This window comes from Chromobacterium alkanivorans, from assembly GCF_016937655.1.
GTDB classification, from domain to species: Bacteria; Pseudomonadota; Gammaproteobacteria; order Burkholderiales; family Chromobacteriaceae; genus Chromobacterium; species Chromobacterium alkanivorans.
On record NZ_JAFHKL010000004.1, the window covers coordinates 286747 to 298380 of the forward strand.

The 11634-nt window shown below is 65.6% G+C and carries 12 protein-coding genes; 1 reads left to right on the forward strand and 11 read right to left on the reverse strand.

The genetic code is table 11. The features are described 5' to 3' along the window. Positions 1-47: 47 nt before the first annotated feature. From JW897_RS09425 to dsdA, 4 genes are all read right to left on the reverse strand, one after another. Complete coding sequence (locus tag JW897_RS09425; protein ID WP_240352139.1) at positions 48-2072, reverse strand: M13 family metallopeptidase; 2025 nt, start codon at positions 2070-2072, stop codon at positions 48-50. 195 nt (positions 2073-2267) lie between these two features. After that, complete coding sequence (locus tag JW897_RS09430; RefSeq protein ID WP_205465895.1) at positions 2268-2966, reverse strand: glutathione S-transferase family protein; 699 nt, start codon at positions 2964-2966, stop codon at positions 2268-2270. Positions 2967-3064: 98 nt separating this feature from the next. Then, positions 3065-3991 carry a DNA-binding transcriptional regulator DsdC gene (gene dsdC, locus JW897_RS09435; RefSeq protein ID WP_205465896.1) on the reverse strand — a complete coding sequence of 309 codons (927 nt, stop codon included), beginning with the start codon at positions 3989-3991 and terminating at the stop codon, positions 3065-3067. 14 nt (positions 3992-4005) lie between these two features. Then, positions 4006-5364: a D-serine ammonia-lyase gene (dsdA, locus tag JW897_RS09440; RefSeq protein ID WP_205465897.1), complete on the reverse strand. Its 1359-nt coding sequence runs from the start codon at positions 5362-5364 to the stop codon at positions 4006-4008. Between the two features lie 170 nt (positions 5365-5534). Here dsdA and panS point away from each other — a divergent pair, with 170 nt between their 5' ends. Beyond that, on the forward strand, positions 5535-6488 hold the full coding sequence (panS, locus tag JW897_RS09445; protein WP_205465898.1) for a ketopantoate/pantoate/pantothenate transporter PanS: 954 nt from the start codon (positions 5535-5537) through the stop codon (positions 6486-6488). A gap of 21 nt (positions 6489-6509) precedes the next feature. On the opposite strand, the gene JW897_RS09450 is transcribed toward panS, so the two are convergent. From JW897_RS09450 to ftsA, 7 genes are all read right to left on the reverse strand, one after another. Continuing rightward, complete coding sequence (locus tag JW897_RS09450; protein WP_048413559.1) at positions 6510-6794, reverse strand: type II toxin-antitoxin system RelE/ParE family toxin; 285 nt, start codon at positions 6792-6794, stop codon at positions 6510-6512. After that, positions 6795-7025 (reverse strand): type II toxin-antitoxin system RelB family antitoxin, encoded by a 231-nt coding sequence (relB, locus tag JW897_RS09455; protein WP_048413560.1) that lies wholly within the window; start codon positions 7023-7025, stop codon positions 6795-6797. Between the two features lie 75 nt (positions 7026-7100). After that, on the reverse strand, positions 7101-7580 hold the full coding sequence (gene moaC, locus JW897_RS09460; RefSeq protein ID WP_048413561.1) for a cyclic pyranopterin monophosphate synthase MoaC: 480 nt from the start codon (positions 7578-7580) through the stop codon (positions 7101-7103). Positions 7581-7750: 170 nt separating this feature from the next. After that, the gene (locus tag JW897_RS09465; protein ID WP_048413562.1) at positions 7751-7933 is read right to left on the reverse strand and encodes a hypothetical protein; all 183 of its coding nucleotides are present in this window, start codon (positions 7931-7933) and stop codon (positions 7751-7753) included. A 3-nt stretch (positions 7934-7936) separates the two neighbouring features. Next, positions 7937-8848: a UDP-3-O-acyl-N-acetylglucosamine deacetylase gene (gene lpxC, locus JW897_RS09470; protein ID WP_205465988.1), complete on the reverse strand. Its 912-nt coding sequence runs from the start codon at positions 8846-8848 to the stop codon at positions 7937-7939. A 111-nt stretch (positions 8849-8959) separates the two neighbouring features. Beyond that, on the reverse strand, positions 8960-10150 hold the full coding sequence (gene ftsZ / locus JW897_RS09475; RefSeq protein WP_048413563.1) for a cell division protein FtsZ: 1191 nt from the start codon (positions 10148-10150) through the stop codon (positions 8960-8962). 231 nt (positions 10151-10381) lie between these two features. Next, positions 10382-11620 (reverse strand): cell division protein FtsA, encoded by a 1239-nt coding sequence (gene ftsA, locus JW897_RS09480; protein ID WP_048408350.1) that lies wholly within the window; start codon positions 11618-11620, stop codon positions 10382-10384. Positions 11621-11634: the final 14 nt, after the last annotated feature.

An 11634-nucleotide genomic window follows, 5' to 3' on the forward strand; every position in this document is an offset into this window, starting at 1 on the left:
CTCACCGTGCGGCGTCTCACGCAGCGCAGCAGATTATGAGCCGGCTCTTACCACCACAAATGGAAACGCTGCTTGGGCGGCAGATACATCTTGTCGCCCGGCTTGACGCCGAAAGCCTGGTAGAACGGTTCCATATTGCTGGCGGTGCCGATAGGCCGCCACAAGTCCGGCGTGTGCGGGTCCGACACCAGCTGCTTGAGGGTGGCCTCGTCCCGGGTTTTGCTGCGCCAGGATTGGGCGAAGGCGATGAAGAAGCGCTGGTCGCCGCTCATGCCGTCCAGCAGCGGCGCGGTCTTGCCGCCCAGCGCCAGACGGTAGGCCTTGTACGCCACTTCCAGGCCGGCGTTGTCGGCGATGTTCTCGCCCAGCGTCAATTCGCCGTTGACGTAGTGGCCGGGCACCGGCTGGTAGCGACCGTATTGCTTGACCAGCTTGCGCGTGGCCGCCTTGAAGCGCGCCTTGTCGCTGGCGGTCCACCAGTTGCGCATATTGCCGTCGCCGTCGAACTGGCTGCCCTGGTCGTCGAAACCGTGACTGATTTCGTGACCTATGGTAGCGCCTATGCTGCCGTAGTTGACCGCAGGATCGAAGCCGGGATCGAAATACGGCGCCTGCAGGATGGCGGCCGGAAACACGATTTCATTATTGGCCGGGTTGTAATAGGCGTTCACCGTCTGCGGCGTCATGCTCCATTCCTTGCGGTCCACCGGCTGCCCCAGCTTGTCGGTCATATACCGGTAGTTGAAGCTTGCGATGCGCCGCACATTGCCGGCCAGATCGTCCGGCGCCAGCTGCAGGCCGCCGTAATCGCGCCACTTGTCTGGATAGCCTATCTTCAGCGTGTACTTGGACAGCTTGACGTGAGCCTGGCGCTTGGTGGCGGCGCTCATCCAGTCCAGGGTGTCGATGGACTGGTCGTAGGCCTTCAGCAGATTGCGCACCAGCTCGTCGGCCTGGCGCTTGGCTTCCGGCGTGAAGTAGCGCGCCACGTAGAGCTTGCCCAGCGCCTCGCCCAGGCCGTTTTCCACCATGCCCACGCCGCGTTTCCAGCGCGGCCGGTTCTGTTTGCGGCCTTCCAGCGTCTTGCCGTAGAAGTCGAAGTGGGCGTCGACGAAGGCCGGCGTCAGGCTGGGCGCGTAGGCGTCCAGCGTGCGCGCCAACAGGTAGTTGCGCAGCGTGGTCGCCGGCGCGGCCCGCAGCAGCGGCGCCAGCTTGCTCAGATAGCCGGGCTGGTCCAGGTTCAGCTGTTTGGCTTCGCCCAGGCCGGCGTCGGCCAGCAGCGCCGTCCAGTCGTAGCCGGGCTGCCGGCGCCCCAGCTCGGCCAGGCTCAACTTGTTGTAGGTTTTCTGGATGTCGCGGTTTTCGACATTGGTCCACTGGATTTTCGCCAGCCGCGTCTCGAAGGCCAGCACGTCGCGGGCGCGGCTTTGCGGCTGGTCGATCTGCGCCAGCGCGAACAAGCGCTCCAGATAAGCCAGATAAGCCTGGCGCGCGGCGGCGAAGTCGGCGGATTTGCCCAGATAGTAGTCCTGGTCCATCGCCAGGCCGGACTGGCCGACGCCGGCCAGGTAGGCGGCGGAATCCTTGGGGTCCTGGCCGACATAGAAGCGGAACGGCGTATCCACCGGCTGATCCTGCAGGCGGCCCATATAACGGACCGCCTCCGCCGCCGTGCCCAGACCGGCCACGGCCCGCAGCGATTCGCGCAGCGGCTCCAGCCCGCGTCGGGCGACGGCGTCCTCGTCCATGAAGCTGCGGTACAAGGCGGCGATCTGCCGCGCCTCGGCGCCGGTCGCCTCGCCCTGCCCGGCCTGCTCTATCAGCTGGCGCAGCCGTTCCAGATTGCGCTCCGCCAGCACTTCCGCCACCCCGGTGGAGGAGCGCTCGGCCGGAATCGTCGCGCGCTTGAGCCAGCCTCCGTTGGCGTGCAGCGACAGATTGTCCTGCGCCCGCACCGTCGGATCGATGCCGTTCAGATCAATGCCGTAGCGTCCGTAGTCCAGCGCGGCGTCCGCCCAGGCGCCGGCCGCGCACAAGCAGGCCGCCCATGGCAACAGTTTCCCCAACTTCATGTTTTCCCCTTTGTTTTTGTCTTAGAACGTGTTTACGCTCTCGCGAGCTAAGGCGAGACAAGACGGAAACGAGCGAAAAAGCGGAATGTACACGTGGTACATGAGCATTTCGAAGATGTTTTCAACGCCGTATCGCCGACGCGCAGCAGATCGTAAACAGGTTCTTACTGCGGCGCGGCGAATCCACCCGGCCCATCAGCCGTAAAACTCGGCCCGCAGCCTCTCCGCATACGCCACCAGATTGGGCCGCGCCGCCACCAGCGTCCGCGACGCGGTCTCCCCCATCGCGTCGGTCAAGGCGCTGCTGACGAAGGCGTAGACGCTGGCGTCTATCCAGGTGGCGGCCTCGCCCATGAAATAGGGCTTGTCGCCCAGCAGGGCGGACAGCGCCGCCACGTCCGTCTCCAGCAGCCGCAGCCGCTCGGCCGCGCTGAAGCGGCCCATGCCCTGTCCTTGCAGATTGGCGCGCACCTTGCGCCGCACCAGCGTCGTCACCAGGCCGCGCAACAAGGCCGGCACCGTCTTGAAGAACACGCTGGGACCGCGCGCGAAGTTCTCGTCAACCATCCAGCGTTCATGCACGATGCCCCAGTAGAAGTGATCGCCCAACATGCAGTCCACGCTCCAGGCCAGCGCCTTCTGCTCCTCGCTGAGACCGGCTTCCAGCGTGAGGCCGTGCTTGTCCGCCAGGTGCAGGCGGATCAGCGTGGAGTCCGGCACGATCTGGCCGTCGTCGTCGATATAAGGCAGCTTGCCCTTGGGCGCCTTGCGCATGTCGCCGCGCACGCGGCGGTAGGACAGGCCGGACAACTTCAGCAACAGGTCCGCCTTCATCACGAAGGGGCTGGGGTCCACCAAGCCCATGGCCGGGCCGAACTGATACAGGGTGATCATCAAGCGCCTCCCGCGGTCGACATGACATTGAACTTGAGCAGACTAGCACGCCGCCGGGAAGGCGCGCGAGGGGGCGGGCGCGAAAAGGGGAAGGACGCCTAATCCGCCGCGCAAACCCGCAGCCAGTCCATCACCGCCCGCACCCGCGGCGAAGGCGCTTGCGGCGCGCGCACCAGGTAATACGCCTGCGGCCCCAGCGGCTCGAACGGCCCCAGCGGCAGAATCAGTTCGCCGCGCTCCAACTGCCTTTGCACCAGTCGCCGCCGGCCCAGCGCCACGCCGGCGTGATGCGCGGCCGCCTGCGCGCACAAATCGGAGCGGTCGAAACTCATGCCGCGCGACGACAAGGCCGCGCCCCGCCGCCGCGCCCACTCGCGCCATTCGGCGTCGTGCGCCGCCCGCTCCCAGGCCTGGGCGTCGTGCAGCAGCAGGCATGCGGCCAGGGCCGCCGGATTGCCGCGCAGCTTATGCCGGTCCGCGTACTCCGGGCTGCACACCGGCGCCACTTGCTCGTCCATCAGGCATTGCGCGTCCAGTCCGGGAAAATCGCCGGCCGTGTAGTACAGCGCCAGGTCTATGTTCCAGGCGCGGAAATCCACCATCTCGTTGCCGCTGCGAACGTCCAGCGCGATGCGCGGGTGGCGCTCGGCGAAATCCGCCAGCCGCGGCGCCAGCCAGCATTGCGCCAGCGACGGCCGCGCGTACAGCGCCACCGCGCCGGCCGGCTCGGCGTCGTCCCGTGGATTCAGGGCCGCCTCCAATTGCGTCTGGCCGGCCAGCCAGGCCTGGTAGATGCGCTCGCCGTCCTCGCTCAGCCGCAGGCTGCGGGTCAGCCGCAGAAACAAGCGGGTGCCCAGCGCCCGTTCCAGCCGGGCGATGCGATGACTGACCGCGCTGGCGCTCAGGCACAGTTCCTCGGCGGCGCGGGCGAAGCTCAGATGCCGCGCCGCCGCCGCGAAGGTGTGCAGATTGGACCATTGTGCGCCGTCCAGCCGGACGCCGGCGCGCGGTGGAAGATTCAGCATGCCGCCATTATCGTTCACGTCGACAGCCGCCGCCGGCCTTCCGCCAGATAGGCGTCCATTTCCGCCGGCGGCACCATGCCGCCGCCGGTGCCCCATACCAGATGCGCGGCGCGCGCCAGCCGCTCCGGGCTCAAGCCCATGCGCTGGCGATAACCCTGGGATTCGCTCAGCACCCGCAGCGGACCCGGCATGCCGGCCAGCGCCGACGGCTCCAGCCGCAATCCCTGCTCGCGCTCCAGCAAGGCCAGCAAGCGGTACAGCTCGCCGTCGTCCACCGTGTAATAGCCGTCGATCAGCCGCTGCATCGCGCGGCCGACGAAGCCGGACGGACGGCCCACCGCCAGGCCGTCGGCGGCGGTCAGATTGTCGATGCCGAAGTCCTGCACCGCCACCGCGTCATGCAGCCCGGTGTAGACGCCCAGCAGCATGCAGGGCGCGTGGGTGGGTTCGGCGAACAGGCAGTGCACCGCGTCGCCGAACGCCAGCTTGAGGCCGAAAGCCACCCCGCCCGGCCCGCCGCCGACGCCGCAAGGCAGATACACCAGCAGTGGATGCTCGGCGTCCACCCGGACGCCCTGCTCCGCCAGCTGGCCGCGCAGGCGCTCCGCCGCCACCGCGTAGCCCAGGAACAGGTTCTTCGAGTTCTCGTCGTCGACGAAGTGACAGCGCGGGTCGGACGCCGCCTGCTTGCGGCCCTCGGCCACCGCCACGCTGTAGTCGGACGGATACTCGACCACCTCGACGCCGTGGCTGCGCAACAAATCCTTCTTCCACTGCCGCGCGTCCGCCGACATGTGCACGCTGACCTGGAAGCCCAGCTTGGCGCTGATGATGCCGATGGACAGGCCCAGATTGCCGGTGGAGCCCACCGCCACCCGGTAGCCGCCGAAGAAGGCGCGCGCCTCGGCGCTGTCCAGCCTGGCGTAATCGTCGCCCGCCCGCAGCAGGCCGTGGCTCAGCGCCAAGTCTTCCCCATGCTTCAGCACCTCGTAGATGCCGCCGCGCGCCTTGATGGAGCCGGAAATCGGCAGCAGATTGTCCGCCTTCAGCCACAGGCTGCCGCCACTCTCCAAGCCGGCCTCGGCCCATAAGGCCGCGCGCATCGCCGGCAGCGGCAGCAGCGGCGATTCGATGATGCCGCCGCTGGCCGCCGCGTCCGGGAACACCCGCGCCAGATAGGGCGCGAAGCGGCGCAGCCGCGCGTCGGCGTCCGCGACCTCGGCCCGGCTCAAACCGACGTCGGCCAGCGCTTCCGCCGCCGGCGCCAGCGCCGGGTTGAACCACGCCAAGGGCTGCAAGGCCATCAAAGGCGTCAATAAGGGGTGGCTGGCCTGCCAGTCGGCCACGGTCTTGCCGGCAATCGTCGCTTGCATCGCGCGCTCCACGGTATCGAAGCCCCGATTAAACCGCGCCGCGCCGCCGCTGGCAAAAGACGATTGCGCAGCCGACGGCTGACGCTGGATCAGCCATGCGGGCGCGCGGACTTGCCACGCCCCGGGGCGCATCGCCTATGATGGGCGGATTATCCGCGCCAGGAGTCGCCGTGCTCGCCAAGATCACCCGCCTGTTCCCGCTATGGGCCGTTTTGCTGTCCGCCGTCGCCTACCAGCGGCCCGCCGCCTTCACCCCCTTGCTGCCGCATACCGGGCTGCTGCTGGCGGCGATCATGTTCGCGATGGGGCTGACGCTGACGCTGGACGATTTCAAACGGGTGCTGAGCCGGCCTGCGCCGGTGCTGGCCGGCCTGGGCCTGCACTATCTGGTGATGCCGCTGGCGGCCTGGGCGCTGGCGCGGCTGTTCCAGATGCCGCCGCAGCTGGCGATAGGCATGATTCTGGTGGGCAGCGTCGCCAGCGGCACCGCGTCCAATGTAATCATCTATCTGTCGCGCGGCGACGTGGCGCTGTCGGTCACCATCTCCTCGCTGTCCACGCTGGTCGGGGTGGTGGCCACGCCCTTGCTGACCCGCTTGTACGTGGACGCGGCAATCAAGGTGGAGGTGGCGGCGATGCTGCTGAGCATCCTGCAGATCGTGATCCTGCCGATAGGGCTGGGCCTGCTGGCCCACCGTTGCTTCGCGGCGCAGGTCCGTCGGCTGGAGCCGCTGCTGCCGCTGTTGTCGATGCTGGCCATCGTCGCGCTGATCGCCGCCATCGTCGCCGGCAGCAAGAACCACATCGCCACCGTGGGCGCGCTGACCATTCTGGCGGTGATGTTGCACAACGCTATCGGCCTGTTGGGCGGGTATTGGGGGGGACGCTTGCTGGGCTTCGACGAATCGGTGTGCCGCACGCTGGCGATCGAGGTGGGCATGCAGAACTCCGGCCTGGCCGCCCAGCTGGGCAAGGCCTATTTCAGCCCGCTGGCGGCGCTGCCGGGCGCGCTGTTCTCGGTCTGGCACAATATTTCCGGCTCGCTCTTGGCCGGCTATTGGCGGGACAAGCCGGTCGAGCGCCGGCATCAGGAGGCGCGTGCCGGCGCAAAACAAACGTCGTAAATTTCAGGCCAGCGTCAATGCTTACCAACGTTTGGGCGGCCGACGGCGAGTATGAAAAATACGGAGAATTTGCACCTGGTCGTCCTTGACGCGATACGGGATCAGGTAGGGGAAGCCCTCCAACACCAGCTCACGCGTGCCGGGCACTCGTCCAGGCCGGCCAGTTGAGGGGAAATCCATCAGATGGTTGGTTGCGACCCTGACCGCTTTCACCAAAGCGACGGCCGCTGCGGGGTTTTCCTCGGCGAGATACTCAGTCTCTTGCTGAAGGTTTTGCAGCGCGCTCCGCAACCAGACGAGCCGCACTTATGCTCCGTGCTTGGCGAAGAATGCCCCCACTTCGTCGGAAGAGGCGAAATCTCCGGCATCCGCCTCCTTCAGTCCCTCCTCTATGGCCTGTACTTGCCAAGCCTCACGCTCCAGATAATCGCCTATGGCTTCCGCCACCAGGAAGGATTTGCTGCGCCCGGTAGCGTGCGCCAAGGCTTCGAGTTGCTGGGCAAGCTCATCGGCCACCCGCACGGACATGACGCTCATGGCTGTTCCTCCAGAAACCACGATGTATACACAGCATACAGGGTAAGACCCCGGCTTGCCGCACTGCGTGGAAAATCAGACGTCAAGCCGCCAATGCCCGCTCTTGCCGCCCTCTTTCTCCAGCAGCCGCACGCCGTCGATGACCATGCCGCGGTCCACCGCCTTGCACATATCGTAAATGGTCAGCAGGCCGACGTTGGCGGCGGTCAACGCCTCCATTTCCACCCCGGTCTGGCCGCTGCATTCGGCGGTGACTTCGATGCGCACCGCGCTGTCGGCCTCCAGCAGCTCGAACTCCACCGCCACACGGGTCAGCGCGATCGGGTGGCAGAGCGGGATCAGGTCCGCGGCCTTCTTGGACGCCATGATGGCGGCGATGCGGGCGATGCCCAGCACGTCGCCTTTTTTATGGCCGCCGCCCTTCACCAGCGCGAAGGTGGCGGGCAGCATGCGGATGCGGCCTTCCGCCACCGCGCGGCGGCGGGTGTGGGCCTTGGCGCCGACGTCGACCATATGGGCCTGGCCGCCGGCGTCGAAATGAGTCAATTTGGACATGGGTTCATTACTCCTCCGGCCCGCTTGGAACCTGTTCGAAGTCTGCTGCGCTTCGTGAAACGTTGCACGGTGAGTACCAGCTCAAAATGCTCATGTACCCCTCGTACATTCCGCTTTTTCGCTAGTTTTCGCCTTGTCTCGCCCTTGCTCGCAAGACCTTGAACAGGCTCTTAGGACAGCAGCCGGTAAATCAGCCAGAAGACGCTGACCAGCACCACCAGGCCGCCGCTCCAGCGGACGATGCGGCCGAGGTAGCGCAGGTAGAGCGGATTGCGGGTCAACAGATAACAGACGCCTGCCCAGCCCAGCAGCAGGATGGTGACGAGCAGCCACAGGCGCCAGAAGCCGAACACCGCTTAGGCCACCTCCGGCAGCCGGTGGAAGCTGGACGGCGCGTCCAGCGGGTCGTCGTAGCTGACGTATTCCCAGGCGTCCGGCGTCTCCAGCAGCTTGCGCAGCAGCTTGTTGTTCATCGCGTGGCCGGACTTGTGGCCGGAGAAGGCGGCGATCAGCGGATGACCGATGATGTAGAGGTCGCCGATGGCGTCCAGGATCTTGTGACGGACGAACTCGTCCGGGAAGCGCAGGCCTTCCGGATTCAGCACGTATTCGTCGTCGATGACGATGGCGTTGTCCAGGCTGCCGCCGCGGCCCAGGCCGTGGTTGCGCATGTATTCCACCTCGTGCATGAAGCCGAAGGTGCGCGCGCGGCTGATTTCGTCGGTATAGGAATGCCGCGCGAAGTCCACCGCCACGGTTTGCGGCGCCAGATTGAAGGCGGGATGGTTGAAGTCGATGGACAGGGTGACCTTGAAACCATCGTGCGGCTCCAACTTCACCCACACGCCGCGCTCTTCCACTTCCACCGTTTTGGTGACGCGGATGAAGCGCTTCCTGGCGTGCTGCTCGGCCACGCCCGCGGTCTGCAGCAGGTAAATGAAAGGGGCGGCGGATCCGTCCATGATGGGGATTTCCGCCGCCGTGACCTCAATCACGAGGTTGTCGATGCCAAAGCCCGCCAGGGCCGACATCAAATGCTCGATCGTGCCGACACGCACGCCGGCGTCAGTCACCAGCGTGGAGGAGAGTCGCGTGTCGTTGACGAGCGATGGATCCACTTTCACCTCCACCGGCTCGGGCAAGTCGGTGCGGCGAAAGACGATCCCGGTGTCGGGCGCAGCCGGCAGCAGGGTGAGCTTCACCCGCTCGCCGGAGTGCAAACCCACACCCGTGGCGCTTATCGCTTGTTTCAGCGTGCGCTGCAATATCATGTCGGGCTTCTCAAACGGATGGGAATGCCCGATTCTAGCACAGTCAAAAACCGCACTTTATTGATTGATTTGCAGTATTAAATAGCTTTCTTCTATAGCGGCTCCGCCTCAGTCCGCCTGCTTGCGCAGGAAGGCCGGGATGTCGTAGCTTTCGCTCACTTCCGGGTTGGAGAAGTCCATGGACGGCGCCGCGCGACGACGGCCCTGGCGCATGATGGCCGGGGTGTCGAAGTCGTCGTAGCTGACCACTTCCACCGCGCGGTCGTCGGTGCCGGTCTTGACGATCTTGATGTATTCCGGACGCTCCTCGGTGTTGCGCGCGGTTTTCTTCTGGCCCAGGCCGGTGGCGATCAAGGTCACGCGGATGGTGTCTTCCGGCATGTCTTCCACTTCGGCGGTGCCGAACTTGATCTGCGCGTCTTCGTCCGCGTACTGGCGCACGATGCCCATGATTTCGCGGTATTCGCTCATCTTCAGGCAACCCGGCGCGGTGGAGATGTTGACCAGCACGCCGCGCGCGCCTTCCAGGGTGATGTTGTCCAGCAGCGGGCTGGCCACGGCCTGTTCGGCGGCCACGCGGGCGCGGTCGATGCCAGAGGCATAGGCGGAACCCATCATCGCCAGGCCCATTTCGCACATCACGGTGCGCACGTCGGCGAAGTCGACGTTGATCAGGCCCGGGCAAGTGATCACTTCGGCGATGCCGGCCACCGCGCCCTTGAGCACGTCGTCGGCGGCGCGGAAGGCTTCGCGCATGGTCACGTCGTCGCCCAGCACTTCCATCAGTTTTTCATTGGGGATCACGATCAGCGAATCGACGTGCTTTTTCAGATCCTCGATGCCGTTCTGCGCCACTTTCATGCGCTTGCCTTCGTGCTCGAACGGACGGGTGACCACGCCCACGGTCAGGATGCCCATTTCCTTGGCCACTTCGGCCACCACCGGCGCCGCGCCGGTGCCGGTGCCGCCGCCCATGCCGGCGGTGACGAACACCATATTGGAGCCGCGCAGCATCTCGGCGATGCGCTCGCGGTCTTCCAGCGCCGCGCTGCGGCCCACTTCCGGATTGGCGCCCGCGCCCAGGCCGCGAGTCAGGTTGTTGCCCAACTGCAGCTTCTGCGGCGACTTGTTGCGCAGCAGCGACTGAGCGTCAGTGTTGGCGCAGATGAATTCCACGCCGTGGACATTGCCGTCGATCATATTGTCGATGGCGTTGCAACCGCCGCCGCCTACGCCGATGACTTTGATGATCGCCACATTGGCGGTTTCTTGCATAACTTCAAAGACCATTCCGCTCATTTTCCTCTCCTCAATAAAGATGAGCTAACTACCCGTTACATCTGCCCGATCGCTATCGTGGCCAGCGAGTGCGCCGGCCGCGTAGCGCTTAGTAAAATGTTCACGATCCTGCGAGCTAAAGCGAGACCAGGCGAAAACAGCTGAAGAAGCGGAATGTACATACGGTACATGAGCATTCTGAAGCGTTTTCAACGCCGTATCGCCGACGCGCAGCGGATCGTAAACAAACTCCTAGAAATTGCCAGCGAACCACGCCTTCATGCGCGTGAACATCTGGCCTACACCCGCCGTCTCCACCTTGGGGCCGGCATGCGTTTGAATCTGATCCTTGCCGTACAACAGCAGGCCGACGCCGGTGGAGAAGCGCGGGGTCTTCACCACTTCCGCCAGGCCGCCCACATACTTGGGCACGCCGACGCGCACCGGCATGTGGAACACTTCTTCCGCCAGCTCCACCATGCCCGGCATCAGGCTGGCGCCGCCGGTCAGCACGATGCCGGAGGACAGCAGGTCCTCGAAGCCGCTGCGGCGCAGTTCCTGCTGCACCAGCTGGAACAGCTCTTCCACCCGCGGCTCCACCACTTCGGCCAGCGTGGCGCGCGACATCTGCCGCGGCCCGCGCTCGCCCACGCCCGGCACTTCTATCATCTGGCTGGGGTCGGCCATCGCCACAAGCGCCACCGCGTGCTGGATCTTGATGTCCTCGGCCTCCTTGGTCGGGGTGCGCAAGGCCATGGCGATGTCGTTGGTGATCTGGTCGCCGGCGATCGGAATCACCGCGGTGTGACGAATCGCGCCGTTGGCGTACACCGCGATGTCGGTGGTGCCGCCGCCGATGTCGATCAGGCACACGCCCAGGTCTTTTTCGTCTTCCGACAGCACCGCGATGGCGGAGGCCATCGGCTGCAGCACCAGGTCGGACACTTCCAGACCGCAGCGGCGCACGCACTTGGTCACGTTCTGGGCGGCGGACACCGCGCCGGTGACGATGTGCACCTTGGCCTCCAGCCGCACGCCGCTCATGCCCAGCGGTTCGCGCACGCCTTCCTGGCCGTCGATGCTGTATTCCTGGGTCAGGATGTGCAGCACCTGATGGTCGGGCGGGATGGTCACCGCGCGCGCGGTTTCAATCACGCGGTCGATGTCCATCTTGGTGACTTCGCGATCCTTGATCGCCACCATGCCGTGCGAGTTCACGCTCTTGATGTGGCTGCCGGCGATGCCGGCGAACACTTCGTGAATCTTGCAGTCGGCCATCAGCTCGGCCTCTTCCAGCGCGCGCTGGATCGCCTGCACCGTGGATTCGATGTTCACCACCATGCCGCGCTTCAAACCGCGCGACGGGGTGTGGCCCATGCCGACGATATTGAGTTGGCCGTCCTCCAGGACTTCTGCGACGATCGCCACGATCTTGGATGTGCCGATGTCGAGGCCAACCAGCATGTTCTTGCTTTCCTTTGGTTTGCTCACCTGTCGCTCCAACT